The organism is Gemmobacter lanyuensis (assembly GCF_014652355.1).
Taxonomy (GTDB): domain Bacteria; phylum Pseudomonadota; class Alphaproteobacteria; order Rhodobacterales; family Rhodobacteraceae; genus Gemmobacter; species Gemmobacter lanyuensis.
In genome coordinates, this window is sequence record NZ_BMYQ01000005.1 from 109,898 (window position 1) to 135,132 (window position 25,235).

General features: G+C 63.9%; 26 protein-coding genes. 20 read left to right on the plus strand and 6 right to left on the minus strand.

All coding sequences use genetic code 11. From position 1 onward, the window contains the following. Positions 1 to 2: 2 nt before the first annotated feature. From IE101_RS10155 to IE101_RS10185, 7 genes are all read left to right on the plus strand, one after another. Positions 3 to 1,511 carry a monovalent cation/H+ antiporter subunit D gene (locus tag IE101_RS10155; RefSeq protein ID WP_189633843.1) on the plus strand — a complete coding sequence of 503 codons (1,509 nt, stop codon included), beginning with the start codon at positions 3 to 5 and terminating at the stop codon, positions 1,509 to 1,511. Further along, a complete protein-coding gene (locus IE101_RS10160) occupies positions 1,501 to 1,992 on the plus strand; it encodes a Na+/H+ antiporter subunit E (RefSeq protein ID WP_189633720.1) in 492 nt (163 codons plus the stop codon). Before IE101_RS10155 ends, IE101_RS10160 begins: the two co-directional genes overlap by 11 nt. Continuing rightward, a complete protein-coding gene (locus IE101_RS10165; protein ID WP_189633844.1) occupies positions 1,992 to 2,261 on the plus strand; it encodes a K+/H+ antiporter subunit F in 270 nt (89 codons plus the stop codon). Before IE101_RS10160 ends, IE101_RS10165 begins: the two co-directional genes overlap by 1 nt. Next, on the plus strand, positions 2,261 to 2,665 hold the full coding sequence (locus tag IE101_RS10170; RefSeq protein ID WP_189633721.1) for a Na+/H+ antiporter subunit G: 405 nt from the start codon (positions 2,261 to 2,263) through the stop codon (positions 2,663 to 2,665). Before IE101_RS10165 ends, IE101_RS10170 begins: the two co-directional genes overlap by 1 nt. 71 nt (positions 2,666 to 2,736) lie before the next feature. Further along, a complete protein-coding gene (gene polA / locus IE101_RS10175) occupies positions 2,737 to 5,562 on the plus strand; it encodes a DNA polymerase I (RefSeq protein ID WP_189633722.1) in 2,826 nt (941 codons plus the stop codon). A gap of 83 nt (positions 5,563 to 5,645) precedes the next feature. After that, positions 5,646 to 7,016 (plus strand): bifunctional enoyl-CoA hydratase/phosphate acetyltransferase, encoded by a 1,371-nt coding sequence (locus tag IE101_RS10180; protein WP_189633723.1) that lies wholly within the window; start codon positions 5,646 to 5,648, stop codon positions 7,014 to 7,016. Beyond that, complete coding sequence (locus IE101_RS10185) at positions 7,013 to 8,173, plus strand: acetate/propionate family kinase (protein ID WP_189633724.1); 1,161 nt, start codon at positions 7,013 to 7,015, stop codon at positions 8,171 to 8,173. Before IE101_RS10180 ends, IE101_RS10185 begins: the two co-directional genes overlap by 4 nt. 7 nt (positions 8,174 to 8,180) lie before the next feature. On the opposite strand, the gene IE101_RS10190 is transcribed toward IE101_RS10185, so the two are convergent. Both IE101_RS10190 and IE101_RS10195 read right to left on the minus strand, forming a co-directional pair. After that, positions 8,181 to 8,555 carry an HIT domain-containing protein gene (locus IE101_RS10190; RefSeq protein WP_189633725.1) on the minus strand — a complete coding sequence of 125 codons (375 nt, stop codon included), beginning with the start codon at positions 8,553 to 8,555 and terminating at the stop codon, positions 8,181 to 8,183. A 3-nt stretch (positions 8,556 to 8,558) separates the two neighbouring features. Next, positions 8,559 to 10,136, minus strand: a complete 1,578-nt coding sequence (locus IE101_RS10195) for a DUF5928 domain-containing protein (protein WP_189633726.1) — start codon at positions 10,134 to 10,136, stop codon at positions 8,559 to 8,561. A gap of 148 nt (positions 10,137 to 10,284) precedes the next feature. Here IE101_RS10195 and IE101_RS10200 point away from each other — a divergent pair, with 148 nt between their 5' ends. Then, a complete protein-coding gene (locus IE101_RS10200) occupies positions 10,285 to 11,103 on the plus strand; it encodes a sulfotransferase family protein (RefSeq protein WP_189633727.1) in 819 nt (272 codons plus the stop codon). A gap of 42 nt (positions 11,104 to 11,145) precedes the next feature. Here the strand turns inward: IE101_RS10200 and IE101_RS10205 are convergent, their stop codons facing one another. Next, positions 11,146 to 12,141 carry an NAD(P)H-quinone oxidoreductase gene (locus tag IE101_RS10205; RefSeq protein WP_189633728.1) on the minus strand — a complete coding sequence of 332 codons (996 nt, stop codon included), beginning with the start codon at positions 12,139 to 12,141 and terminating at the stop codon, positions 11,146 to 11,148. After that, positions 12,138 to 12,833 carry a COQ9 family protein gene (locus tag IE101_RS10210; protein ID WP_189633729.1) on the minus strand — a complete coding sequence of 232 codons (696 nt, stop codon included), beginning with the start codon at positions 12,831 to 12,833 and terminating at the stop codon, positions 12,138 to 12,140. Before IE101_RS10210 ends, IE101_RS10205 begins: the two co-directional genes overlap by 4 nt. Before the next feature lie 108 nt (positions 12,834 to 12,941). Between IE101_RS10210 and rpsU the strand changes: the two genes are divergently transcribed. Then, the gene (rpsU, locus tag IE101_RS10215) at positions 12,942 to 13,148 is read left to right on the plus strand and encodes a 30S ribosomal protein S21 (RefSeq protein WP_023666753.1); all 207 of its coding nucleotides are present in this window, start codon (positions 12,942 to 12,944) and stop codon (positions 13,146 to 13,148) included. Between the two features lie 80 nt (positions 13,149 to 13,228). On the opposite strand, the gene IE101_RS10220 is transcribed toward rpsU, so the two are convergent. After that, positions 13,229 to 13,687, minus strand: coding sequence for an Lrp/AsnC family transcriptional regulator (locus IE101_RS10220; RefSeq protein WP_189633730.1), 459 nt, complete (start codon positions 13,685 to 13,687; stop codon positions 13,229 to 13,231). 159 nt (positions 13,688 to 13,846) lie between these two features. Here IE101_RS10220 and ald point away from each other — a divergent pair, with 159 nt between their 5' ends. Then, positions 13,847 to 14,965, plus strand: coding sequence for an alanine dehydrogenase (gene ald / locus IE101_RS10225; RefSeq protein ID WP_189633731.1), 1,119 nt, complete (start codon positions 13,847 to 13,849; stop codon positions 14,963 to 14,965). Between the two features lie 54 nt (positions 14,966 to 15,019). Continuing rightward, the gene (locus IE101_RS10230) at positions 15,020 to 15,616 is read left to right on the plus strand and encodes a protein-methionine-sulfoxide reductase heme-binding subunit MsrQ (RefSeq protein WP_189633732.1); all 597 of its coding nucleotides are present in this window, start codon (positions 15,020 to 15,022) and stop codon (positions 15,614 to 15,616) included. A gap of 55 nt (positions 15,617 to 15,671) precedes the next feature. On the opposite strand, the gene mscL is transcribed toward IE101_RS10230, so the two are convergent. After that, positions 15,672 to 16,100 (minus strand): large conductance mechanosensitive channel protein MscL, encoded by a 429-nt coding sequence (gene mscL, locus IE101_RS10235; protein ID WP_189633733.1) that lies wholly within the window; start codon positions 16,098 to 16,100, stop codon positions 15,672 to 15,674. Positions 16,101 to 16,265: 165 nt separating this feature from the next. Here mscL and IE101_RS10240 point away from each other — a divergent pair, with 165 nt between their 5' ends. The 9 genes from IE101_RS10240 to IE101_RS10280 all read left to right on the plus strand — a co-directional run bounded on the left by IE101_RS10240 (position 16,266) and on the right by IE101_RS10280 (position 25,062). Next, entirely contained in the window at positions 16,266 to 16,961 is a 696-nt protein-coding gene (locus tag IE101_RS10240) for a glutathione S-transferase N-terminal domain-containing protein (protein WP_189633734.1), read from the plus strand. A 63-nt stretch (positions 16,962 to 17,024) separates the two neighbouring features. Further along, positions 17,025 to 17,924: a tRNA 2-thiocytidine(32) synthetase TtcA gene (gene ttcA, locus IE101_RS10245; RefSeq protein ID WP_189633735.1), complete on the plus strand. Its 900-nt coding sequence runs from the start codon at positions 17,025 to 17,027 to the stop codon at positions 17,922 to 17,924. A gap of 69 nt (positions 17,925 to 17,993) precedes the next feature. Continuing rightward, positions 17,994 to 19,544, plus strand: a complete 1,551-nt coding sequence (locus tag IE101_RS10250; protein WP_189633736.1) for a putative bifunctional diguanylate cyclase/phosphodiesterase — start codon at positions 17,994 to 17,996, stop codon at positions 19,542 to 19,544. A 192-nt stretch (positions 19,545 to 19,736) separates the two neighbouring features. Beyond that, a complete protein-coding gene (gene yidC, locus IE101_RS10255; protein ID WP_189633737.1) occupies positions 19,737 to 21,545 on the plus strand; it encodes a membrane protein insertase YidC in 1,809 nt (602 codons plus the stop codon). Beyond that, positions 21,542 to 22,288 carry an MOSC domain-containing protein gene (locus IE101_RS10260; protein WP_189633738.1) on the plus strand — a complete coding sequence of 249 codons (747 nt, stop codon included), beginning with the start codon at positions 21,542 to 21,544 and terminating at the stop codon, positions 22,286 to 22,288. Before yidC ends, IE101_RS10260 begins: the two co-directional genes overlap by 4 nt. Continuing rightward, complete coding sequence (gene yihA, locus IE101_RS10265) at positions 22,285 to 22,938, plus strand: ribosome biogenesis GTP-binding protein YihA/YsxC (RefSeq protein WP_189633739.1); 654 nt, start codon at positions 22,285 to 22,287, stop codon at positions 22,936 to 22,938. The genes IE101_RS10260 and yihA overlap by 4 nt, the downstream gene beginning before the upstream one ends. Beyond that, positions 22,935 to 23,315 (plus strand): fluoride efflux transporter CrcB, encoded by a 381-nt coding sequence (crcB, locus tag IE101_RS10270; protein ID WP_189633740.1) that lies wholly within the window; start codon positions 22,935 to 22,937, stop codon positions 23,313 to 23,315. The genes yihA and crcB overlap by 4 nt, the downstream gene beginning before the upstream one ends. Further along, positions 23,312 to 24,358 carry an RluA family pseudouridine synthase gene (locus IE101_RS10275; protein WP_189633741.1) on the plus strand — a complete coding sequence of 349 codons (1,047 nt, stop codon included), beginning with the start codon at positions 23,312 to 23,314 and terminating at the stop codon, positions 24,356 to 24,358. The genes crcB and IE101_RS10275 overlap by 4 nt, the downstream gene beginning before the upstream one ends. Beyond that, complete coding sequence (locus IE101_RS10280) at positions 24,355 to 25,062, plus strand: ATP12 family chaperone protein (RefSeq protein ID WP_189633742.1); 708 nt, start codon at positions 24,355 to 24,357, stop codon at positions 25,060 to 25,062. Before IE101_RS10275 ends, IE101_RS10280 begins: the two co-directional genes overlap by 4 nt. Positions 25,063 to 25,235: the final 173 nt, after the last annotated feature.

The window sequence follows — 25,235 nt, forward strand, 5'->3', positions numbered from 1 at the left end:
TGATGGGTCATTGGATCATCGTCCCGGTGGTGTTGCCCGCCATCATGGGCGCCTTCACCCTGCTGGTTCTGCGCAACACGATCGAGGTGGCGCGCGTCTTTTCCACCGTGACCACGGCCCTTCTGGCCGCGCTTTCGGTCTGGCTGTTGCTGGGGGCCAGCGCAGAAGGCCCCGAGGCCTATTTCCTTGGCAACTGGCCCGCGCCCTTCGGCATCGTGCTGGTGCTGGACCGGCTTTCGGCGCTGATGGTGGCGCTGACGGCCTTTCTGGCGCTGGCGGTGCAGCTTTATGCCATCGGCACCGGCTGGGACACGCGGGGGCGACATTTCCACGCGCTCTGGCAGTTTCAGCTGATGGGCCTTTGCGGCGCCTTCCTGACGGGGGATGCCTTCAACCTGTTTGTCTTCTTCGAGGTGCTGCTGATTGCCTCTTACGGCTTGATGATCCACGGCGGCGGGCGGGCGCGGCTCAAGGCCGGGGTACAATATGTGGCCTTCAACCTTGTGGGTTCGACGCTGTTCCTGTTCGGGCTGGCAACCATCTATTCGGTGATGGGCACGCTGAATATGGCCGATCTGGCCGCCAAGCTGCCGCTGCTGCCCGAGGGCGATGCCGCGCTGATGCGGCTGGCGGGGGTGATGCTTCTGATGGTCTTTGCGATCAAGGGCGCGTTGGTGCCACTGCATTTCTGGCTGCCCGCAACCTATGCCCAAGCACCGGGCCCTGTATCCGCCTTGTTTGCAGTGATGACCAAGGTGGGGGCCTATGCCGTCATACGCTGCTTCACGCTGTTCTTCCCGGTCACGCTGCCGGCAAGCGGGGCGCTGTTCGCAAATCTGCTGTTGCCCGCGGCGCTGGTCACGCTGGCGGTGGGGGCGATCGGGGTGATGGGGGCGCGCACCCTTGCAACCGTCGCGGCCTTTGCGGCCATCGCCTCGATGGGAACGCTGTTCACGGCGGTGGCGCAATTCACCCCGCAGGCGACGGCGGCGGCGATCTACTACCTGCTGCATTCCACCCTGGCGGCGGCGGTCATGTTTCTGATTACCGATCTGGTGCTGTCGCGGCGCGGCACGACCGATCTTGTCAGCCCGAAAACGCCCATGGCGCAGCACGGCCTGCTTGCGGCGCTGTTCATGGTGGCGGCCATCGCGGTTGCGGGGATGCCGCCGTTGTCGGGCTTTCTGGGCAAGCTGCTGATCCTTGATGCCACGCGGGGTGCGGGGCAGATGCTGATCTGGGGCGCGATCCTTGTGTCGTCCTTCGTGCTGATCTTGGGCCTCGCACGGGCCGGATCGGCGGTGTTCTGGAAGACTGCACCGGGCACGCCCCTGCCCCACGCGCCCCAACCGCTGGCCTTTGTGGCCACCGGGGCATTGGTGGCGGGGCTGATCGGGTTGACGCTGGCCGCAGGGCCGATCACCGGCTGGCTCGCGGAAACCGCGGCCGCCCTGCATGATCCGGTGGCCTATATCGACGCCAACAAGCTGGAGCCGCACGATGCCCCGTAAGATCCTGCCGCATCCCGGGCTGACCGTCCTGCTGACCTTGACCTGGCTGATGCTGGTCAATGATTTCAAATGGGGCAGCCTTGTCTTTGGCGCCTTTCTGGGCGTTATCCTGCCCCTGCTGACAGCGCCCTACTGGCCCGACCGACCGCGCATCCGCAACTGGCCCGCCGCCGTCGGCTATCTGGGGATCGTGATCTGGGACATCCTGAAATCCAATGTCAGTGTGGCGCTGATCGTGCTGTTCCGGCCCCGGGCCGGGCTGCGTCCCGCCTGGATCACCATTCCGCTGGATCTGGACACGCCCGAGGCGATCACCGTGCTGGCGGGGACAATCACGCTGACGCCCGGCACCGTCACCGCCGATCTTTCGGCCGACGGGCGGGCACTGCTGATCCATTGCCTTGACGCCCCCGACCCCGACGCCGTGCGCGACGACATCAAGGCCCGCTATGAAACCCGGCTGCAAAGGATTTTCGGATGATCCTCGATTATGCCCTCGGCTTTGCCTTTGTCTGTTTCGGGCTGGGTCTGCTGATCTGCCTGTGGCGCGTGGTTTTTGCGCCCTCGATCCCGGACCGGGTGCTGGCGCTGGACACGATGGTCGTGAACATGATCGCGCTTCTGGTCCTCTATGGCATGTATTACGGCACCGGCATCTATTTCGAGGCGGCGATGCTCTTTGCCATGACGGGCTTCGTTTCTTCCGTCGCCTATGCCAAATTCATTCTCCGCGGGGATATCATCGAGTGATGGATATGGTCATCGACATCCTGATTTCGGCCCTTCTGGTCATCGGCGGCGTCTTCGGTCTGGTGGGAAGCTATGGTCTGGTCAAACTGCCCGACCTGATGACGCGGCTGCATGCCCCGACCAAATCCAGCACGCTGGGGGTGGGCGGGGTGCTGGTCGCCTCGATGCTGATGGGGATCGTGGCCGGGGATCTGAGCTGGCATGAGCTGCTGATCACGCTGTTCCTGTTCCTGACGGCGCCGATCACCTGCAACTTCATCGCCAAGGCCTGGATCGCCCGCAACCTGACCCCGCAGGACCTGCCGCCCACCGGCACGCCGCGCAACTGGGCGACCCTGGACCTGACCGAAGAACCCGTGCTGCCCGCCCTGACCCCGCCGGGGCAACCGGGGCGGCCGTCATAAACCCACCCTGATGGTGGAACCCGCCCGCGCTTCGTGCCATATCTGGCCCGACACGCGCGGAGGGATATGACATGACATTCGGCAAGGGCTGCCACCTGCATCTGATCGATGGCTCGGCCTTCATCTTCCGCGCCTATCACGCGCTGCCGCCGCTGACGCGCAAGACCGATGGCCTGCCCATCGGCGCCGTCGCGGGGTTCTGCAATATGCTGTTCCGCTATATCGAGGGGAACAAGGGCCCCGACGCGCCCACCCATGTGGCCGTGATCTTCGACCATTCGTCGAAAACCTTCCGGAATGAGATCTATCCCGATTACAAGGCCAACCGCCCGGAACTGCCCGAGGATCTGCGCCCGCAATTCCCCCTGACGCGCGAAGCCACGCGAGCCTTCAACATCGCCTGCATCGAAACCGAGGGCTATGAGGCCGATGACATCATCGCCACCCTGTCGTGCCAGGCGCGCGATGCGGGCGGGCGCGTCACCATCATCAGCAGCGACAAGGACCTGATGCAGCTCATCGGCGATGGGGTGGTCATGTTCGATGCGATGAAGAACAAGACCATCGACCGCGACGAGGTGTTCGAGAAATTCGGCGTCGGCCCCGAACGGGTGGTCGATGTCCAGTCGCTGGCGGGGGACAGTGTCGATAACGTGCCGGGCGCGCCGGGGATCGGCATCAAGACGGCGGCGCTGCTGATTCAGGAATATGGCGATCTGGAAACGCTGCTGGCGCGGGCAGGCGAAATCAAACAGCCCAAGCGCCGCGAAACCCTGATCAACTTCGCCGATCAGATACGCATCTCGCACCGGCTCGTCAGTCTGAAATGCGACACCCCGCTGGACTTCACGCTGGAAAGCCTTGAGGTGCGGGCGCCTGAACCTGACACCCTGCTGACCTTCCTGAACGTGATGGAATTCCGCACCCTGACGAAACGGGTCGCGGACAGTCTGAAGGTGGCAGCCCCCCTGCCTGAAACGGCAACCCCCAGCCCCGCCGCGCAGGCCGAGGCCGTTGCCGCCCCCGAGGCCCTGCCCTTCGACCATGCCGCCTATGAGGCCGTGACCGAACCCGAACAGCTGGCCCGCTGGATCGCCCGCATCCGCGAACGCGGCCATGTGGCCTTTGACACCGAAACCACCAGCCTTGATGAAATGCGCGCCGATCTGGTGGGCATCTCGCTGGCGGTGGACCCGGGCCATGCCTGCTACATTCCGCTGGGCCACCGTCAGGGCGGCGGCGACCTCTTTGCCAGCGACAGTCTGGTCGAGGGCCAGATGCTGCTGGCCGAGGCGCTCGCCCTGCTGAAACCCGTGCTTGAGGACCCGGCAATCCTCAAGATCGGGCAGAATATGAAATACGACTGGAAGATCATGGCCCGCCACGGGGTCGAGATCGCGCCCATCGATGACACCATGCTGATGAGCTATGCGATGTTCGCGGGCCTGCACAGCCATGGCATGGATGAGCTGTCGGAACGCTATCTGAACCACCGCCCCATCCCGATCAAAGAGCTTTTGGGCAGCGGCAAGTCGCAGATCACCTTTGACCGCGTGGCCATTGCCGATGCGGTGAAATATGCCGCCGAAGATGCCGATGTGACGCTGCGCCTGTGGCAGCTGTTCAAGCCCCAGCTGCACCGCGCACGTGTGACAACCGTCTATGAAACACTGGAACGGCCGCTGGTGCCGGTGCTGGCGCGGATGGAGATGGCCGGGGTCAAGGTGGACCGCGACACGCTCAGCCGCATGTCCAACGCCTTCGCGCAGAAGATGGCCGGGTTCGAGGCCGAAATCCACGACCTTGCCGGTGGCCCCTTCAACGTGGGCAGCCCCAAGCAGCTGGGCGAAATCCTCTTTGACCGCCTGCAGGTGCCGGGTGGCGAAAAGGGCAAGACCGGGGCCTATGCCACCGGGGCCGAGGTGCTGGAAGACATCACCACGCTGGAAGACAGCCACCCGCAGGGGGCCGAACTTGCCGCCCGCGTGCTGGACTGGCGGCAGCTGTCCAAGCTGAAATCGACCTATACCGATGCGCTGCAGGACCATGTGAACCCCGATACCGGGCGGGTGCATACGTCCTATTCCATCGCGGGGGCAAACACCGGGCGGCTCGCCTCGACCGATCCGAACCTGCAGAACATCCCCGTCCGCAGCGAAGAAGGCCGCCGCATCCGCGAAGCCTTTGTCGCGCCGCCCGGCCGGGTGATGGTCAGTCTCGACTACAGCCAGATCGAGCTGCGAATTCTGGCACATATCGCCGACATTCCCGCGCTGAAACAAGCCTTCCGCGATGGGCACGACATCCACGCCATGACTGCGTCGGAAATGTTCAATGTGCCGTTGGATCAGATGACCTCGGATATCCGCCGTCAGGCCAAGGCCATCAACTTTGGCGTGATCTACGGGATTTCGGGCTTTGGCCTGGCACGCAACCTGCGCATCCCGCGGGCCGAGGCGCAGGGCTTTATCGACCGCTATTTCGAACGTTTCCCCGGCATCCGCGCCTATATGGATGACACAGTGGCCTTCGCCAAAGCGCATGGCCATGTCGAAACGCTGTTCGGTCGCAAGATCCATACGCCCGAGATCAGCGCCAAGGGGCCGGGCGCGGGCTTTGCCAAACGGGCCGCGATCAACGCCCCAATTCAGGGCACCGCCGCTGATGTGATCCGCCGCGCGATGATCCGCATGCCCGGCGCCATTGCGGGTATCGATGCGCGGATGCTGTTGCAGGTGCATGACGAACTGCTGTTCGAAGTCGCCGAAGCGGATGTGGATCGGCTGATCGCCACCGCGAAAGAGGTGATGGAAACCGCCTCTGACCCGGCGGTGCAGCTTTCGGTGCGGTTGGTGGTCGAGGCCGGGCGTGGCCCGAACTGGGCCGCCGCGCATTGACGCGGGGGTGACGGGCCGCCCTTGCGGCGGCCCCGACCACAGGCCATGCTGCGATCAGCGCTCCCCAGCCCCCGGACCTGCCGATGCATATCTCCAACCGGCCCTTTGACAGCATCACCCTTGGCGAAACCGCCGAACTGCGCCGCCTGATTACCACGGACGACCTGCTTGTCTATGCAGCCGCTTCGGGCAATTACAACCCGATGCACCTGCCGATTGCCGATGTCGATGGCGACGGCCAGCGGGAACGCGCGGCGCCGGGGATGTTCGTGGCCTCTATGATTTCGGGGGTGCTGGGCACCCAATTGCCCGGCCCCGGAACACGCCTGTTGCATCAGCGGCTGGACTATCCCGCCCGCGCGCAGGCGGGGGATGAACTGCTCTGCCGGGTGTGCGTGCTGGCCAAGGCCGAGGGACGTGTGCGCCTTTCGGCCGAGGTGACGCGCCCGGCTGATGGCCAGACCATCGTGACCGGCGAAGTTGAGGTCGAGGCCCCCCTCACCCCCTATGCGACGGATCAGGAGGTTCCGGGCCTGATCGTGCAGCGCCACCGCCATTTCGAGGCGATGCTCGACCGCGCGCGCATCTTGCCCGCCCTGCCCACCGCCGTGGTCTGCCCCGAAGATGACAAGGCGCTGGAGGGCGCGCTTCTGGCGCAGCGTGAAGGGCTGATCACCCCCATTCTGATTGGCGATGCCGCTGGTATTGCCGCCGCCGCGGCCCGGATCGGCGCCGATCTGACGGGGATCGAGATCCTCGATACACCCCGGCATGAGGCCGCGGCCTTGGCCTGTGCGCTGGTCCATCAGGGGCGGGCCCAGGCAGTGATGAAGGGCCATCTGCACACGGATGACCTGCTCCGCCCGATGCTGGACAAGGACCGGGGCCTGCGGGTCGGACGGCGCTTTACCCATGTCTTCGTGATGGATGTGCCGGGGATGGATCACCCGATCATGGTGACCGATGCCGCGATCAACATCGCCCCCGATCTGGCCGCCAAGGTCGATATCGTGCAGAACGCGATCAACTTGGCGCGCGCGCTCGACATGCCGCCGCGGGTGGGGGTGCTATCGGCGGTGGAAACCGTGAACCCCGCCATCCAGTCGTCCATTGACGCGGCGCTGCTGTCGAAAATGGCCGAGCGCGGGCAGATCACCGGTGGCGCGGTGGATGGGCCGCTGGCCATGGACAATGCCGTCGATCTGGCGGCGGCGCGGACCAAGGGGCTGGCGGGGGGTGTGGCTGGACGGGCCAATATCCTTGTGGTGCCGGGGATCGATGCAGGCAATATGCTCGCCAAGCAGCTGACCTATATCAGCCACGCCGAAAGCGCGGGGCTGGTGCTGGGCGCGCGGGTGCCGGTGATCCTCAATTCCAGGTCGGACAGTGCGATGTCGCGGCTGTCCTCATGTGCAGTGGCGGCGATCCATCATTTCCGGGGGCAAGGCGCATGACGCGGGCGATCCTCGCACTGAATGCGGGGTCGTCCTCGCTCAAGGTCGCGGTCTATCCGGAAACGGGTGACCGGCCGCTGCTGACCGGCCTGGCCGACCGGATCGGAGCGGAGGGCAAGCTGACGCTGCGCGACGAGGGCGGGGTGGCGTTGCCCGTCGCGCCCGGCCCCCTGACCACCCAGGCCGAAGCGATGCGCCGCGTGATCGAAAGCCTGCGGATCGACCTGCCGGTGGCAGAGATCGTGGCCGTGGGCCACCGCGTCGTGCATGGCGGCCCCGACCGGGACGCCCCCGCCCACATTGATGATGCGCTGCTGGAGGAACTGGCGCGCTATGCCCCCTTCGCCCCGCTGCATCAGCCACATAACCTGAACGGCATCCGCGCCGCGCTGGCCGAATTTCCCGGCATTCCGCAGGTGGCCTGTTTTGACACGGCCTTTCACCGCCACCACCCTTGGGTCAATGACACCTTCGCCCTGCCCCGCGCCTATTATGACAAGGGCGTGCGGCGGTATGGCTTTCACGGGGTCAGTTACGACTATATCGCGGGGCATCTGGCGGAAACGGCCCCACACCTGCACGATGGCCGGGTGGTGGTGGCGCATCTGGGCAATGGCGCCTCGGCCTGCGCGATCCAGAACGGGCGGTCGGTCGCCTCGACCATGGGGTTTTCGGCGCTGGACGGCCTGCCGATGGGCACGCGCTGCGGCCAGCTTGATCCCGGCGTGGTGCTTTACCTGATGGAGCAGGAAAGGCTGACCCCCGCCCAGATCGCTGATCTGCTTTACAAGCAGTCGGGGCTTCTGGGCCTGTCGGGCCTGTCAAACGACATGCGCGAACTCGAGGCCTCAGGCACACCCGAGGCCGCGCAGGCCATCGACTATTTCGTCTTCCGCCTGCAGCGCGAAATCGGCGCCATGGCGGCGGCGATGGGCGGGATCGACGCGCTGGTCTTTTGCGGGGGGATCGGTGAAAACTCGGCCACCATCCGCGCCCGGACCTGTGAACGGATGGGCTGGATGGGGATCGAGATCGACCATCACCGCAATGGCAGCCATGCGCGCGTGATCTCGTCCGATCTGGCGCGCACGACAGTGATGGTCATCCCCACGGATGAGGCGCTTGTGATCGTGCGGGCGGCGCGGGCCGCCCTTTAGACCGGGGTCAGTCGCGCTCCAGCATGCGTCCCAGCGGGCGCCCTGCCACCAGATGCAGGTGATAATGCGGCACTTCCTGCCCGCCATGCACCCCCGCGTTCGAGATGACGCGGAAATTGTCCGGATCATCGCCCAGACCCAGATCAGTGCAGATGCGCGCCACGGCACGGTTGAAATCCACCAGCTCTTCGGCCGAGGCATCGCGCGCGAAATGCGCGTGGTTCACATAGGCGCCCTTCGGAATAACCAGCACATGCAGCGGGGCCTGCGGGGCGATATCGTGGAAGGCCAGCGTATGTTCGGTTTCCAGCACCGTCTTGTTGGGGATTTCGCCGCGCAGAATGCGGGCAAAGATGTTCTGCGGATCGTAGGCATAGGGCATGGGTCAGTCCACAAACAGGTAATGGGTTTCGGCAATCTCGCGCGCCTTGTCGCGCGGGATGCCCAGGAAGGCCGCCAGCGGCCCGGTATTGTCTTCCACCGAGGCCGATTGGCGGATGCGGAAGAAATTCTCGAAGTCGGCGTCGCGCATACGGTCGCTTTCGAATTTCACATCATAACGGATCGTGGGCAACAGGCGTTCCAGCGTTTCCTGCGGGGAATTGTCGCTGGCCAGACCCACGCGCCTGGCATGGCCCAGAAGGTAGTCGTCGGTGAATTCGCATTCGATTTCCAGCAGCCGCACGGTCGAGCGGTCGTTGTAAAAATCCTGCATCAGGTCGATGTTTGCAGGGTCAATACAGATCACCAGACGGTCAGTCTGCCAATAATCGAACAACATGCGCACCAAGGCCCGGCGATGGCGGGTGCGTTTTTCCAACGTGGTCTGGATCCCCCCGAGATCCGGCAAAGGCGTCGCCTCTTCGTTGAAAAGGTATTCGACCGCATGCTGCCCCGTCACCTGACGCAGCCGGTCCACCACACGCTTTGCGACATGCCACTTCTTGCAGGTCACGATCATCAGCGTGCGTTCCCGCCCGAGGCTCGCCTCGGTTTCCCAGAAGCGCGGCGCAAAGCGGCGACCAATCCGCCCCCGCCCCGTCAGAAAGCGGAACAGGCTGCGCCCCTCGTTCGAGATCGCGAAACTCACGCCCTCGGCGGTATAAAGCGCACCCAGCCGTTCCTTCAGCTCTTTCGCTTCGGGCGAAATCTTGCGGGCAAAGAGATAATCCTGCGACAGCAACAGATCATATTGATCGTTGTAGAAATTCACCGGCATCCCGTAATCGGTAAACATCAGGAAGGTCAGGGTGCGGCTTCGAATCTCGTCCTCGGGCACCAGATGGCGCACGAGCGTTTGGAAGAACGTTTCATCCGGGATCCAGGTGGTGCGGAAAAACCGCATCACGTCCGGCCGCTTGCGGCAGAAATCCAGCACCCATTCCACCGTGCGCCGGCGCAGGCACCACCACTGGCTGCCGATCTGGATCGCCAGATCCTCGGGGATCTGGCGGGTCAGGCCGAAACGTTCCTGCAAATTGAGCGACCCGTAGAATAGCCATTTCTGGGTGCGCTCGTTGAACCAGTGCCGATAGATCAGCCTTTCGGCCTTGATCCCGGTCTTGATCCAGTCCGAGGTGAAGAAATCGAAGCTTTCGATATAATCCACATCGGCGCGATCCAAAAAATCATGCGCATATTCTGCCGATTTGATCGGCATGCAGTCGCCCGAAAGCATGTAGAAATGCGTCGCACGCGGGAAAGCCTCGACCGCGGCCTTCACCGCCTCCAGCGAGGCATCGACGAGGCTCCATCCGCCCCAGCCGCATTTCAGCCGCCGCGCCGCGAATGTGACCGACCCATTCGCCGACAGCGCCGCGCGGATCTTTTCGTAATCTTCACGCTTTGCGCGCGCGTCGAAATGGATCGAGATGAAATCACCGGCAGCCGTCAGGCGCTGCGCCTGGGCGATGATCCCCTCGGGGTCCTTGTGGCACAGAAGAATGTAGGCGATTTTTGCCATGCGGGAAACTCTGACACTCTGACCCCTTATCCGTTTCCTTAAAGTGCTTTATGGGTCATTGAAAAGACAGAGTTTGTTTGCTTTTTTCCGTCGCATACGATCACCCCGTCGGGCTTGTCCCCCGGCAGGAGCCATGGAGGCGAGACAGATGGGTTTTCCCGGCACCTGGATGACCGAAAGTGAAAGCGTTGTGTACCGGGTTGTCCCCAAGTGCGCCTGCTCGACCATCGGTCAGATCATGTATTATTCCGACCATGGCAAATTCTTTGATGGCGACATCCATGATGCGACCGCGGGTCTGCACAAATGGAGCCTCGAGGCCAGCCAGCCCAAGATCGAGGCCAATGTGAAGGCGCATAAAAGCTATGCCTTCACCTGTGTGCGCAACCCCTACAACCGTATCCTTTCCAGCTTTTTCGACAAGATCTGCGGGATCCAGCGCAATGGTAAACGCTATCGCGGCAATCTGGTGCCGCTCCTGATCCAGAAATACGGGATCGAGGTCGGCGGTGACGACGGCAAGCAGGAGTTCGACCAGATCGCGAGCTTCCGCCGCTTTCTACTGTTCGCGCGCGATACCATCCGCTTCCGCAAACCGATGGAGCCTGACATCCACTGGTCGGCCATGGCGGGGCATATTTCGACCTTCATCGTCAATGGCGGGCGCTACGACCACATCTTCTATACCGAGAAGTTCGATGAGGGGATGGCCCACGTCCTGAGCAACATCAAGGCAAAGAAAAAGGTCAACCTGAAGAAGATCCCCAAGTTCAACGAAAGCGAGGGCCACGGGCCCAAGCGTCTGCACCCGGTGGCCGATTATTTCGATGACCTGTCGCGCCATCTGGTCTGGGAAATCTACAAGCGCGATTTCCAGCTGTTCAAATACGACTTCGACGATCCGAACAACAAGATGCCGATTGGCGAGATCGACCTTGATGAGGTCCACGCCAAGCTGGGCGACTGAGCGGTGAGGCGGCCGTGACCCCGCGGGGATCACGGCCCCTTTTCATGCGACCTTGAGGACGATCTTGCCGATATGGCCGGACGATTCGATCCGGCGATGCGCCTCGGCCGCGTCTTCCAGCGCGAATTCGCTGTCCATGACCGGGCGCAGCGTGCCGCGTTCCACCATGGGCCAGACATGTTTCAGCAGATGCCGCGCATACCGCGCCTTGGCCAGATCACTTTGCGGCCGCAGGGTTGATCCGGTGAGCGTGAGGCGCCGCATCATCACCTCGGCAAAGTTCAATTCGACCTTGGCGCCTTGCAGGAAGGCGATCTGCACCAGACGCCCCTCATCCGCCAGAGCCTTGATATTGCGGGGGATATAATCGCCCCCCACCATATCGAGGATGACATGGGCGCCCCCCTCGGCCTTGAGGATCGAGACGAAATCCTCCTCGCGGTAGTTAATGGCGCGTTCGGCCCCCAGCGCCTCGCAGGCGGCGCATTTCTCGGCCGATCCTGCGGTGGCAAAGACCCGCGCCCCCAGCGCCCGCGCCATCTGGATCGCGGTGGTACCGATCCCCGACGACCCGCCATGGACAAGGAAACGCTCCCCCGCTCGCAGGCCCCCCCGCAGCATCACATTGGACCAGACGGTAAAGCAGGTTTCCGGCAGGCAGGCGGCCTCCCTTAGGTCAATGCCTTCGGGCACCGGCAGGGCGTGATCCTCAGGCGTGATCGCATATTCGGCGTAACCGCCGCCTGGCAACAGCGCCGTCACCCGGTCGCCCGGCTGCCAGCGTGTGACGCCCGGCCCCACGGCGGCAACCCAGCCCGCAGCCTCCAACCCCGGCAGGGGCGAGGCGGTAGGCGGCGGCGCATATTGGCCTGCGCGCTGCAGCGCATCGGGCCGGTTCACCCCGGCATAGGCCACGCGGATCAGGATCTCGCCATGTTTCGGCACCGGCACCGTCACCTCGACAGCTTTCAGCACTTCGGGCCCGCCGGGTTCGGTAATGGCGATGGCCCGCATGGTATGCGGCGGCGGCAGGGTCATGCAGTCTCCTTCAGGGAACCGGGAAGATCATCCGGGCGGCGCGGGGCGCGGATATGATCCAGCACCCGCAGCGGGCCCTTGAGCAGCACCTTGCCCAGCGGGTTTTCGCGGAACGCCGCCTTGAACTTTTCGACCTGCATCAGATTGTCGATGCGGCGGTCGAGGAAGGCGCGCGTCTCGGCATGGTCCTCGCTGTCATCGCCCAGCCAGAACAGCACCGTCGCGGAATAGATCGCCGAGAGCGTGGCGCGCTTCGAATACCAGTTGGCATCCTCGGACTGATCGCCAAGCGCGGTCCAGATCGCATCGGCGGTGCCCCAGATGGCTTTGGCGCCTTCGGCGGCGTTCTGTGGCAGCGCGAAGAAGGTGGTGCCGCGGCGGACCAGCTCCTTGTCCTCGACCAGATCAAGCCTTGCCATCACGGCAGCGGCCACCCGGTCCCGGAAGCGCATCCCCTGCATCTCCATCGCAGCCAGCGCCGCCACCATGCGCGCGTCCCCGCGCCGGTGGTAGGCCAGCGCCAGATCCAGCGGCCCGCGCGGGAAAAGCGCCCCGGCCAGCGCGGCATCCACCCCCGAATCAGCCAGCGCCGCCTTCAGCGTCGCATCCGACCAGCCATCGAAGGGCACATGGGCCAAAGCGGCCTCAATCACCGCGTCCTGCGCGGAATGTAACGCGTTTTCAGCAACCATCGCATCTTCCTTTCCCGGCAGATGGTAGACAAGTCCACCCCGCTTTGCTATGGGGCGCAGGCCTGCACATTCTGTGCAACTCTAACTTAGGAAGGTGGTGACAACCACATGCAGGTCAGCGTTCGTGATAACAATGTCGAACAGGCTCTCCGCGCTCTGAAGAAAAAGCTTCAGCGTGAAGGCGTGTTCCGTGAAATGAAGCTCAAGCAGCATTTCGAAAAGCCCTCTGTCAAGAAGGCCCGTGAACAAGCCGAAGCCGTCCGCCGTGCGCGCAAGCTCGCTCGGAAGAAGGCTCAGCGCGAAGGCGCTCTCTGAGACGTGTTTCAGAAAGCTGGACGGGGTAACCCGTCTCCGGATCAACCCCCGCCCCTTCGGTCGGGGGTTTTTCTTTGCCCTCAGACCTGCAGCGCCGTGGTCTTGACCACCGTCCGCAGCGCAAAGGACGATTGCATCTGCGCCACGCCCGGCAGACGGCTGAGGTATTGGCGATGGATGCGGGCGAAATCTTCGGTGTTTTCCGCCATGATCTTGAGCAGGTAATCGGCGCTGCCCGCCATCAGGTGACATTCCAGAATGTCGGGCACGCGCGCGACCTCGCGCTCAAAGGCATCCAGCAGCTCATCCGCCTGGCCCTGCAGGGTGATTTCCACGAAGACCGTGGTCGGTCGGCCCAGACGGCGCGCGTCCAGAAGGGCGACATAGCCCGCGATATAGCCCTCTTCCTCAAGGCGCTGCACCCGGCGGTGACAGGCCGAGGCCGAGAGATTCACCTGTTCCGACAATTCGGCATTGGTGATCCGGCCATTCTTTTGCAGCACGGTCAGGATGCGGCGGTCTGTTGCGTCAAGGTCCATATCGGTGCGGATTTCTGCGAAAATTTGCGGCTGATACGAAAGAATCTACCGCAACACAGGCCTGAACCGCCACAGAAATCGAAAATATGCCACCGATTCTGCTTCACGCTGGACCCACAAGCGCGGCCCGGGAAGTGGCGCGCGAAAGGGAGGTTGTTCATGAAGATCGGTTGCCCGAAAGAAATCAAACCGCAGGAGTTCCGCGTCGGCATGACGCCGGACGCCGTGCGCGAAGCGGTGAGCCATGGCCATGCGGTGGTCGTGGAAACCAACGCGGGTGCGGGTGCGGGGTTTGCCGACGCGGATTACATCGCGGCTGGCGCCACCATGCTTGGCACCGCCGAAGAGGTCTTTGCCGAGGCCGAGATGATCGTGAAGGTGAAAGAGCCGCAGGCGGTAGAGCGCAAGCGTCTGCGCGAAGGCCAGCTGCTGTTCACCTATCTGCACCTCGCCCCCGATCCGGACCAGACGCATGACCTGCTGGACAGCGGCGTCACCGCGATCGCCTATGAAACCGTGACCGATGACCGCGGCGGCCTGCCGCTGCTGGCGCCGATGTCCGAGGTTGCAGGCCGCCTTGCGCCGCAGGTCGGGGCCTGGACGCTGCAAAAGGCCAATGGCGGGCGCGGCGTGCTGCTGGGCGGTGTGCCGGGCGTGTCTCCGGCCAAGGTGCTGGTGATCGGCGGCGGCGTGGTCGGCACCCATGCCGCGCGGGTTGCGGCCGGGATGGGCGCGGATGTCACCGTGATCGACCGTTCGGTGAACCGTCTGCGCTATCTGGATGATGTCTTTGGCGGCCAGTTCAAGAACGCCTATGCCAGCGCGGGCAATACCATCGCCCTCGCGCGCGAGGCGGACATGATCATCGGCGCCGTGCTGATCCCGGGGGCAGCCGCGCCCAAGCTGATCAGCCGCGCGCAGCTTTCCGAGCTGAAACCGGGCGCTGCGCTGGTGGATGTGGCCATCGACCAGGGTGGTTGTTTTGAAACATCCCGGGCCACCACGCATCAGGATCCGATCTACGAAGTTGACGGAATCATGCATTATTGCGTGGCAAACATGCCCGGCGCCGTGGCCCGCACCTCGACCCAGGCGCTTGGCAATGCGACCATGCCCTTCATGCTGGCCTTGGCCAACAAGGGCTGGAAACGCGCCTGCGCCGAGGACAAGCACCTGCTGAACGGGCTGAATACCCACAAGGGCAAGCTGACCTATGCGGCAGTCGGTGCGGCCCTTGGCCTGCCGTCGATCCCGGCGGCCTCTGCGCTCGATCTTTGACGCGACGGAACGGCGGGGCAGCGACGTATCACTGGAACCGAATGTGAGGTTCCCATGCTGTCCCGTCTTTCCCCCTATTGGCTTTGGGTAGTGCTGGCTCTGCCTGCGCTGCCCATGATTCCCCAGATCATCTCTGACCCGGCCGCTGCAAAGCAGCTGGTGCATCCTACGGGCGAATTTGCCGCCCGCTTCATGATCATCGCCATGCTGGCGACCCCGCTGATGATGCTGTTCCGCACCCGGCGTTGGCCGCGCTGGCTGATGCATCATCGCCGTCATTTCGGGGTGGCGGCCTTTGTCTATGCCGCGCTGCACCTGTGTTTTTACCTGATCAAGATCGGATCGTTGCCTGCCGTGCTGGCCGAATTCGGGCAGTTCCGCATCTGGACCGGCTGGGCCGCCTTCGCGATCTTCGTGCCGCTGGCAGTGACGTCGAACAACCTCGCCCAGCGCCTCATGCGGCAGAAATGGAAGACGCTGCAACGCCTGACTTATGGCGCGGCGGTGCTGACCTTCCTGCATTGGGCCGCGCTCAAGGATTGGGGCGGTCTGGCCCCGGCGCTGGTGCATTTCACCCCGGTGATCCTGCTGTCTGCCTGGCGTATCTGGTACTGGTATCTGCGCCCGCGCCCGGTGCGCGCCACCGCCTGAGCCGGAGATCAAAAAGGCCCCCGCGCGACGGGGGCCTTTTCTTTTGCAGCAAGGCTTACTTCTTCAGGGCGTCGCGGATTTCCAGCAGCACCTCGATCTCGGTCGGGCCAGCCGGGGCGGCAGCCGCGGCCTCGATCGCCTCCTTGCGCGAAGCGGCGTCCTTGAGCTTGTTCACGGCCTTCACCAGCAGGAACACCACCCAGGCGATGATCAGGAAATTGATGACCGCGGTGATGAACGACCCATAGGCAAAGACCGGGGCGCCCGCATCCTTGGCGGCCTTGAGCGAAGCCGGGTTCGTGCCGCTCAGATCGATAAAGAGATTGGAAAAGTCGATGCCGCCGGTGATCAGACCGATGATCGGGTTGATCAAATCGGCCACAAGCGAATTGACGATCGCGGTAAAGGCCGCGCCGATGATGATCCCGACGGCCAGATCGACAACATTGCCTTTGGCGATAAACGCCTTGAACTCATTCAACATTTTGGGTGTCCCTCTTGTTTCCCCACAGGGGCGGGCCGATCTGCGCGGCCTCTGCCCAGCCACTGCGCGCACAGGCGCCCGATGATTATTGCACAACTTCCGGGATTTACGACGGGGAATTTACGCTTACCCTTCCCCCACCCCTTCCTGACCCGAGGCACCGCCATGACCGACCTGTCCGCCTTCCCGATCACCCACCGCTGGCCCGCCAAGCACCCCGAAGTGATCCAGCTTTATTCGCTTGGCACGCCCAACGGGGTCAAAGTGTCCATCGCGCTTGAGGAACTTGGCCTGCCCTATGAGGCCCATCTGGTGGATTTCGGCACCAATGATCAGCTCACGCCCCAGTTCCTTAGCCTGAACCCCAACAACAAGATCCCCGCGATCCTTGATCCGAACGGCCCCGATGGCCGCCCCCTGCCCCTGTTCGAAAGCGGCGCGATCCTGATCTATCTGGCTGAAAAGGCCGGGCGTCTTTTGCCCGCCGAACGCCGGTATGAGGTACTGCAATGGCTGATGTTCCAGATGGGCGGGATCGGGCCGATGTTCGGGCAGCTCGGCTATTTCCACGTCTTCGCCGGGAAAGAGATTGAAGACCCCCGTCCCAAGGAACGCTACCGGGCCGAGGCCGCGCGCCTGCTGCGCGTGCTGGACGGGGCGCTGGCAGGCAAGGACTGGATCGCGGGCGACTATTCCATCGCCGATATTGCGATTGGGCCCTGGCTCAATTCCTTTGTTAATTTCTACAAGGCGCATGATCTGACGGGGTGGTCCGATCTGGCCCATGTGCCCGCCTATCTGGACCGGTTCCTCGCCCGTCCGGCGGTGCAGCGCGGCCTTGCGGTGCCCGCCCGCCCCTGAGCCGCATTTGCATAAGGCCGGGCGTTCTGGCATATGCCCGGCCATCCTGCGCGCGAGGGCACCATGGCTGATGATCTGCACCTGACCGATGAGGACGCCGGGGATATCCATCCCCTGTTCCATGGCGCCCCCAGTGGCACCGAATTCAGAAAGCTGCGCAAGCGGCTGGTGCGCGAGGTGCGCGAGGCGATCGACCATTACGGGATGATCGAACGTGGCGCCAAATGGCTGGTGTGCCTTTCGGGCGGCAAGGACAGCTACACGCTGCTGGCTGTCCTGTACGAACTCAAATGGCGCGGCCTGCTGCCGGTCGAGCTGCTGGCCTGCAATCTGGATCAGGGGCAACCCAACTTCCCCGCCACCGTTTTGCCCGAGTTTCTGGAGCGCATGGGCGTGCCCCATCGCATCGAATATCAGGACACCTATTCCGTCGTGATGGACAAGATCGGACCGGGCAAGACGATGTGTTCGCTCTGCTCGCGGCTGCGGCGCGGAAATCTTTACCGCATCGCGCGCGAAGAAGGCTGTTCGGCGGTGGTGCTGGGCCATCACCGCGACGACATTCTGGAAACCTTCTTCATGAACCTGTTCCACGGCGGGCGCCTGGCCACCATGCCGCCCAAGCTGTTGAATGAAGAGGGTGATCTTTTCGTTTATCGCCCGCTGGCCTTCGTGGCCGAGGCCGATTGCGAGAAATTCGCCAAGGCGATGAACTATCCGATCATCCCCTGCGATCTTTGCGGCTCGCAGGAAGGGCTGCAGCGCCAGCAGGTGAAACAACTGCTGGACGGATGGGAAGCGCGCAGCCCCGGGCGCCGTCAGGTGATGTTCCGCGCGCTCATGAATGTGCGGCCGTCGCATCTGCTTGACCCCGGCATTTTCGACTTCGCCGGGCTGATGCGCGAGATGGGCGAAAGTGGAACATTTGCAGAAAATCCTCCACAACTGAGGGATGAGAATTAATCCTTCGGCGAGGGTCTGCCCCTAGCTTCCCCCTGACGGGCACAGGCCCGGAGCAACAGGGGGGCAGGCATGACGCATCCGGCACGGCGCAGCTTGGGCGAGGCAGTTCAGCAGGGTCTGGGGTGGCTTCGTCGCCCCGAGGTGCTGGTCTTTTTGCCTGCCATCACGCTGGCTGCCTTCTGGCTGGGTGGGGAACGCGCCCTTTTGGGCGTGGCCCTGATCGCACCGATGATGTTCCTGTTGGCAGGCGCTGCCCCGTCGCGCGATGCAATGCTGCAAGCGGTCTTGCCTGACGCGCTGACGGGTCTTGCCCTGCGCCCGCAGGCCATTGCGCGGCTGGACGACATCCTGCGTGATTCGCATGTGACCGGGCTCGAAACCGCTTGCCTTGTCGTGCAGTTCGACGAGATCGACACCCTGCTCGACCGGCACGGTCGGGCGGCGCAGACCGAAGTTCTGGCCCGGGCTGCCGAACGGCTTTGCGCGGCCTTGCGTAATGGTGACATGGTGGCGCGGCTGGAAGGCGGGGGTCTTGCCGTGGTGCTGGCCCCTCAGCGTCGGCTGACGCTGGAAAGCATGGTGCAACTGGCCGCGCGCCTGCAGGCAGCGATGGCCGCCCCCATCGCCCTGCATGCGGCGCGGATCTATGTGACGATCTCGGTCGGCTTCTGTCTGGGGTCGGAAAGCCCGGCGCGGACGGGGCGCGCGCTGCTCGACGCGGGGCAAATTGCTGCAGATGAGGCAAGCCGCCACGGCCCCGGCGCGATCCGCGCCTATGCGCCCGATCTGCCGACCCGCCGCGCCGACCGCGATGCCCGCCGGGCCGAGCTGGAGACGGCGCTGGATGAAGGCCAGATCTACCCGCATTTCCAGCCGCAGCTTTGCACCGATACCGGCCAGATTTCAGGGTTTGAGGCGCTGGCCCGCTGGCATCACCCGGACCGCGGCCTGTTGCCCCCCGCTGATTTCCTGCCCGCGATGGAGGAGGCGGGGCTGATCGAACGGCTGGGCGAGGTCATGCTGTTTCACGCCCTGACGGCGCTGGTTCGTTGGGACAAGGCGCAGCTCCATGTGCCAACCGTGGGGGTCAATTTCTCGGCCACAGAACTTCGCAACCCGCTCTTGATCGACAAGCTGAAGTGGGAGCTGGACCGATTTGACCTCGCCCCCCAGCGCCTCTCGGTCGAGATCCTCGAAAGCGTCGCGGCCGAAACCGCCAATGACATGGTGGTGCAGAATATCGCCGGGCTGTCGGCGCTCGGCTGTGGGGTCGATCTGGATGATTTCGGCACCGGCCATGCCTCGATCACGAATATCCGGCGCTTTGCGGTCCGCAGGCTCAAGATCGACCGCAGCTTCGTGCGGCGGATCGACAGCGACCGCGAACAGCAGCGCATGGTGATGGCAATCCTGGCCATGGCGGAAAAATTCGATCTCGATACCGTGGCCGAAGGCGTCGAAACCCCTGCGGAACATGCGATGCTGGCGCAACTGGGGTGCCGCCACGTGCAGGGATTCGGCATCGGACGCCCCATGAGCTTTGATCAGGCCAGCCAGTGGATCACCCAGCACCAATCGCGGCAATACTGCCCCCTGTCGCTCGGGCGGACACTGGGTTAGGGCCGGGGACGGTGCTTTTTGCGGGGCGGGACCGGCGCCGCCGCCCCTGCCCCCGCAAAACCGCTTGACCTTTTCGCCCCCCTTCTGTTGAACCACGCCTGACCCGAAAGGACAGGCCCGCGCCTGACCTGCGGACAACCTGCACGGGGCCCGGCAGCGGATGCCGGACCGGCACAGACGGTAGGGATCGGTATGAACGATCAGAACAAGAACCTCATTCTGGCAACCGCACTCAGTTTCATCGTGATCCTGGTGTGGTTCTGGCTGTTCCCGCCGCCGGAACAGCCTGCGGCCGATCCCAACGCGCCCGCCGCCGTGACCCAGACGCTGGAGGCCCCGGCCCCCGCGACGACCACCCCCGCGCAGGGCGAAGTCGCCCCCGTGCCGCAGGCCCCGCGCCTTGCGATCGACACGCCGCGCCTTGCCGGCTCAATCTCGCTGCTGGGTGGCCGCATCGACGACCTCTCGCTCAAGACCTATCACGTCACGCTGGATGACAGCTCGGACACCGTGCGTCTGCTGTCGCCCGTGGGCGAGCCGCAGGCCTATTACGCGCTTTACGGCTGGGTGCCCGGCGGCGCGCTGGACTTTGCCGATGTGCCCGGCGCCACGACCGAATGGCAGGTTGTATCGGGCCAGACCCTGGCCCCCGGCCAGCCCGTCACGCTGCAATGGTCGAACGGCAAGGGCCTGACCTTCACCCGCGAACTTTCGGTCGATGACCGCTATATGTTCTCGGTCAAGGACAGCGTTGCCAATAGCGGCACCGCCCCCGCCACGCTGCAGCCCTACGGCGTCGTGGCCCGCCACGGCAAACCGAAAGATCTGCAGAATTACTTCGTGCTGCACGAAGGGGTGGTCGGCCGCGCCGATGGCAAGCTGACCGAAGTGAAATATGACAAGGTCGCCGAACTGCCCGAAGTGGCGCGCGAAGCCGCCCATGCCGAGGTGGTGGAAGCCAAGACCGATGGCTGGATCGGCTTTACCGACAAATACTGGATGACCGTTCTGGTGCCGGAACAGGGCAAGCCCTTCACCGCCGTCACCAAATACAACGCGCAATCCGACATCTATCAGACCGAAACCCGCATGCCGCTGGTCACCGTGGCGCCGGGCGCCTCGGTCGAGGTCTCGTCGCGTCTTTTCGCCGGTGCCAAGGAATGGGAAACCATCCGCTCGTACCAGAACGATCAGGGCATCGCCGGTTTCATCGATTCGATCGACTGGGGCTGGTTCTTCTTCCTGACCAAGCCGATCTTCTGGCTGCTGCACAACCTGCATGGCCTGATCGGCAACATGGGTCTGGCCATCATCGCGCTGACCTTCGTTCTCAAACTGCTGGTGCTGCCGCTTGCCTATAAATCCTACGTCTCGATGGCGCGGATGAAAGAGCTGCAGCCGGAAATCGAAGCGCTGAAAGCCCGCAATGAGGGTGATCAGGGCAAGATGCAGAAAGAGATGATGCAGCTCTACAAGGACAAGAAGGTGAACCCGGCTGCGGGCTGCCTGCCGGTCCTGATCCAGATCCCGATCTTCTTCTCGCTCTACAAGGTGATCTTCGTCACGCTCGAACTGCGTCACGCGCCGTTCATTGGCTGGCTGCAGGATCTGTCGGCGCCCGATCCGTCGTCGCTTTACAACCTGTTCGGTCTGCTGCCCTGGGCGGCACCGGCGCATGGTTCGGTGCTGGCGCTGATCTTCATCGGCGTCCTGCCGATCCTGCTCGGCATCTCGATGTGGCTGCAGCAGAAACTGAACCCGGCGCCTGCGGATGCGGCCCAAGCCGCGATCTTCGCCTGGATGCCCTGGATCTTCATGTTCATGCTGGGCGGCTTTGCGTCGGGTCTGGTGGTGTACTGGATCACCAACAACACCATCACCTTCCTGCAACAATATGCCATCATGCGCAGCCATGGGCACAAGCCGGATATCTTCGGCAACATCAAGGCCAGCTTCCAGCGCAAGCCCAAGGTGGCCGAGGTGGCGAAAGGAAAGAAATGACGACACGTCTGGCACATATCTGCCGACATCCGATCAAGAGCCACGGACGCGAAGACCTCGCGTCCGTTCGGCTTTTGGCGGGGGAGGGTATGCCCTGGGATCGCCACTGGGCGGTCGCACATGAAGCAGCGCGGCTGAACGACGGCTGGTCGCCTTGCGTGAACTTCGTACGCGGGGCCAAGGCGCCGGCGCTGATGGCGATCACCAGCACGCTGGATGAGGCCGCGCGCCGCGTGACCCTGCGCCATCCGACGCAGGGCGAGATCACGTTTTCCCCCGACGCAGCCGAAGATCTACCCCGCTTCCTTGACTGGGTCACGCCGCTGAACCCGCCCGAACGCGCGCAGCCGCGGCAGATCGTGCAAGCCGGGCGCGCGATGACCGACACCGATTTTCCGTCGATCTCGATCCTGAACCTGGCTTCGAACACCGATCTGTCGGCGCGCATGGGGCTGGACCTTTCACCCCATCGCTGGCGCGGGAACCTCTGGGTCGAGGGCTGGCAGCCCTGGCAAGAGTTTGACCTGATCGGGCGCCAGCTGAAGATCGGCGGCGCCACGCTTGAGGTGCGCGAACGCATCACCCGCTGCAACGCAACCAAGGTGGATGTGACCACCGGAGAGATCCGCGGTGATACGCTGGGCGCGCTGCAATCCCATTTCGACCATCAAGACTTTGGCATTTATGCTGTTGTCATCGACGGCGGTGACATCGCCCTCGGCCAAGAGGTGACCATCCAATGACAACCCTCCCCTTCCCCCTTGCCGCAGAGCCCGATGATTTCGCGCGTGAGCGTGGCCGGCTGATGTTCTGCGGCCCCGTCGATTTCGTCAAAGGCGTGGTCGCGATGCCGGGCCTGCCCCCGGCGGACCGGGTCGAGGTCTGCTTTGCGGGGCGGTCGAACGTCGGCAAATCGAGCCTGATCAACGCCCTGACCGGGCGCAAGAACATGGCCCGCGCCTCGAACACGCCGGGCCGGACGCAGGAGATCAACTATTTCTCGCTTGGCGAAAGCCGCTATCTGGTCGACCTGCCCGGCTATGGCTATGCCGAGGCGCCGGTCGCCACGGTGCAGAAATGGCAGGCGCTGCTGAAGCAATATCTGCAGGGGCGCCAGACGCTGCGCCGGGCCTTCGTGCTGATCGACACGCGCCACGGCGTGAAGAAGGTCGATGAGGAAATCCTGACGCTGCTCGACAAATCCGCCGTCACCTTCCAAGTGGTGATGACCAAGATGGACAAGGTCAACAAGGCCGAACGTGAGGCCAATCTGGCCCAGACGCGCGCCGCACTGGCCCGCCATCCGGCCGCCTATCCGGAAATCGTGATGACCAGTTCCGAAAAGGGCGACGGGATTGAAACCCTGCGCGCCATCATCGCGGGACTGGAATGACATTGGCCGCGGTGATCCCGGTGGCAATTGGCGGCGCCATCGGTGCCAGCCTGCGCCACTTTGCCAATCAGGGCATCCAGCGCATCGCGGGAACGGCCTTCCCCTGGCATACGCTGGCAGTGAACATCCTGGGTTCGGCCCTGATGGGCGGGCTGATGGTGGCACTGGCGCATAAGGGGGGGCTGCGGATGGCACCTTTCCTGATGACGGGCATCCTGGGCGGGTTCACCACCTTCTCGGCCTTTTCAATGGACACGATCCTGCTATGGGAACGTGGCCAAGGTGCTGCAGCCTTCGTTTATGTTGCGGCCTCGGTTCTTTTGTCGCTGGCGGCCTTCGTGCTGGCAGCCACCCTCACCCGGAGCGTTCTGACATGAGCGGCGTGAAACTTCTGACCGTATCCACGGATGAGGGCGAACAGCGCCTCGATCGCTGGTTCAAGCGCCGCTTCCCGCATGTGACGCAGGGTGCGGTAGAAAAGATGTGCCGCACCGGGCAGGTGCGGGTCGATGGCAAGCGGGTCAAGGCCTCGGATCGGGTGGAACCCGGCATGGTGATCCGCGTGCCGCCGCTGCCGGAGAATGAAGCACCGAGCCGCCCGCTGACCGATGGTGTCAGCAAGGCCGATGCGAAGATGATCCAGAATGCGGTCATCTTCAAAGACGAACATATCATCGTGCTGAACAAGCCCGCCGGCCTGCCCTCACAGGGCGGATCGGGTCAGGGCGACCGGCATGTCGATGGTCTGACCGAGGCGCTGAAATTCGGCTACAAGGACCGGCCCAAGCTGGTCCACCGGCTCGACAAGGATACCTCGGGGGTGCTGGTGCTGGCCCGCACCGACCGGGTTGCCCGCGCCCTGTCCGAGGCGTTCCGCCACCGTAACACCCGCAAGATCTATTGGGCGGTGGTGGCCGGTGTGCCGCATCCCCGGCAAGGCAGCATCAAATATGCGCTGATGAAGGCACCGGGCCATGGCCGCGGCGGCGAGGGCGAAAAGATGGTCTGCATCCATCCCGCCAAGGCCGGCGATTTCCCCGATGCCAAGCGCGCCCAGACCGATTACTTCACGCTCTGGTTCCTCGGCACCCGTCTCAGCTGGATGGCGCTGGAGCCGATCACCGGCCGCACCCATCAGCTGCGCGCGCATATGGCCGAACTGGGCCATCCGATCCTCGGCGACGGGAAGTATGGCGGGTCGGCATCGGAAAACCTTGGTGATGGCTGGGGTGCGGGCGGCGGCGGCGATCTGTCGCGCAAGCTGCACCTGCATGCCCGCCGCCTGACGGTAGAACACCCGATCACCAAGAAGGAAATCACCTTCACGGCCCCCCTGCCCGAACACATGCAGCGCACCTGGAAGCTGCTGGACTGGAAGGAAGGGGATGTGCCCGAGGACCCGTTCGAGAAAATCAGATGAGCAGCTGGAAACCCAAACGCTTTTGGAAAGCCGCCACCGCCCATGCCTGTGACGGCGGCTATACCGTCACGCTGGACGGGCGGGCGGTGAAGACCCCGGCCAAGGCGCCGCTGGTGGTGCCGACGCTGGCGCTGGCCGAGGTAATCGCCGCGGAATGGGACGCGCAGGTCAAGGAAGTTGCGCCGGAAACCATGCCCGCCACCCGCGCGGCCAATTCCGCGATCGACAAGGTCCGCACCCAGTTTGACGAGGTGGCGGCGATGCTGGCGGATTACGCCGGGACCGATCTGCTCTGCTATCGCGCCGAAGGGCCGCAGCCGCTGATCGACCGCCAGGCCGCGGGCTGGGATCCGCTGCTGGATTGGGCGCGGGAGCGGTATCAGGCGCCCCTGGTGGCGACCGCCGGGGTGATGTTCATCGCCCAACCCGAAGAGAGCCTTGCCAATCTGCGCGCCGCGGTCTTTGCCCAGGATGAATTCCGGCTGGCGGCCCTGCATGACCTGATCGCCATCACCGGGTCGCTGGTGCTGGGTCTGGCCGTGGCCGAAGGGCGCCTGACCGCCGATGAGGCCTTCGCGCTGAGCCGAATCGATGAGCAGTGGCAAATCGACCAGTGGGGGCCGGATGAAGAGGCCGCCGCGCTGGAAGCGACCAAACATCAGGCTTTGCGCGACGCGGCACGATTCTACGGATTGTGCCGGTAACAATCTTGCACAATGTATGGGCAGCCTGAGCGCTTGTTGCTTGGGCAGCCCCGCAAACCTTTCATTCATCACGCCTTTGCAGGCCGGTCAGGGTTTCGCTTGACGGCTCAAAGCGCTTTGCATGAAACTGTCAGACACGATGGGCTAGGGCCCGCCCGACAAATCTCCCTGCC

Excerpts from the sequence above, each read along its gene's own strand:
- IE101_RS10155 (WP_189633843.1), top strand. The coding sequence starts at position 3 with ATGGGTCATTGGATCATCGTCCCGGTGGTGTTGCCCGCCATCATGGGC.
- IE101_RS10160 (WP_189633720.1), top strand. The coding sequence starts at position 1,501 with ATGCCCCGTAAGATCCTGCCGCATCCCGGGCTGACCGTCCTGCTGACC.
- IE101_RS10170 (WP_189633721.1), top strand. The coding sequence starts at position 2,261 with ATGGATATGGTCATCGACATCCTGATTTCGGCCCTTCTGGTCATCGGC.
- polA (WP_189633722.1), top strand. The coding sequence starts at position 2,737 with ATGACATTCGGCAAGGGCTGCCACCTGCATCTGATCGATGGCTCGGCC.
- IE101_RS10180 (WP_189633723.1), top strand. The coding sequence starts at position 5,646 with ATGCATATCTCCAACCGGCCCTTTGACAGCATCACCCTTGGCGAAACC.
- IE101_RS10185 (WP_189633724.1), top strand. The coding sequence starts at position 7,013 with ATGACGCGGGCGATCCTCGCACTGAATGCGGGGTCGTCCTCGCTCAAG.
- IE101_RS10190 (WP_189633725.1), bottom strand. The coding sequence starts at position 8,555 with ATGCCCTATGCCTACGATCCGCAGAACATCTTTGCCCGCATTCTGCGC.
- IE101_RS10195 (WP_189633726.1), bottom strand. The coding sequence starts at position 10,136 with ATGGCAAAAATCGCCTACATTCTTCTGTGCCACAAGGACCCCGAGGGG.
- IE101_RS10200 (WP_189633727.1), top strand. The coding sequence starts at position 10,285 with ATGGGTTTTCCCGGCACCTGGATGACCGAAAGTGAAAGCGTTGTGTAC.
- IE101_RS10205 (WP_189633728.1), bottom strand. The coding sequence starts at position 12,141 with ATGACCCTGCCGCCGCCGCATACCATGCGGGCCATCGCCATTACCGAA.
- IE101_RS10210 (WP_189633729.1), bottom strand. The coding sequence starts at position 12,833 with ATGGTTGCTGAAAACGCGTTACATTCCGCGCAGGACGCGGTGATTGAG.
- rpsU (WP_023666753.1), top strand. The coding sequence starts at position 12,942 with ATGCAGGTCAGCGTTCGTGATAACAATGTCGAACAGGCTCTCCGCGCT.
- IE101_RS10220 (WP_189633730.1), bottom strand. The coding sequence starts at position 13,687 with ATGGACCTTGACGCAACAGACCGCCGCATCCTGACCGTGCTGCAAAAG.
- ald (WP_189633731.1), top strand. The coding sequence starts at position 13,847 with ATGAAGATCGGTTGCCCGAAAGAAATCAAACCGCAGGAGTTCCGCGTC.
- IE101_RS10230 (WP_189633732.1), top strand. The coding sequence starts at position 15,020 with ATGCTGTCCCGTCTTTCCCCCTATTGGCTTTGGGTAGTGCTGGCTCTG.
- mscL (WP_189633733.1), bottom strand. The coding sequence starts at position 16,100 with ATGTTGAATGAGTTCAAGGCGTTTATCGCCAAAGGCAATGTTGTCGAT.
- IE101_RS10240 (WP_189633734.1), top strand. The coding sequence starts at position 16,266 with ATGACCGACCTGTCCGCCTTCCCGATCACCCACCGCTGGCCCGCCAAG.
- ttcA (WP_189633735.1), top strand. The coding sequence starts at position 17,025 with ATGGCTGATGATCTGCACCTGACCGATGAGGACGCCGGGGATATCCAT.
- IE101_RS10250 (WP_189633736.1), top strand. The coding sequence starts at position 17,994 with ATGACGCATCCGGCACGGCGCAGCTTGGGCGAGGCAGTTCAGCAGGGT.
- yidC (WP_189633737.1), top strand. The coding sequence starts at position 19,737 with ATGAACGATCAGAACAAGAACCTCATTCTGGCAACCGCACTCAGTTTC.
- IE101_RS10260 (WP_189633738.1), top strand. The coding sequence starts at position 21,542 with ATGACGACACGTCTGGCACATATCTGCCGACATCCGATCAAGAGCCAC.
- yihA (WP_189633739.1), top strand. The coding sequence starts at position 22,285 with ATGACAACCCTCCCCTTCCCCCTTGCCGCAGAGCCCGATGATTTCGCG.
- crcB (WP_189633740.1), top strand. The coding sequence starts at position 22,935 with ATGACATTGGCCGCGGTGATCCCGGTGGCAATTGGCGGCGCCATCGGT.
- IE101_RS10275 (WP_189633741.1), top strand. The coding sequence starts at position 23,312 with ATGAGCGGCGTGAAACTTCTGACCGTATCCACGGATGAGGGCGAACAG.
- IE101_RS10280 (WP_189633742.1), top strand. The coding sequence starts at position 24,355 with ATGAGCAGCTGGAAACCCAAACGCTTTTGGAAAGCCGCCACCGCCCAT.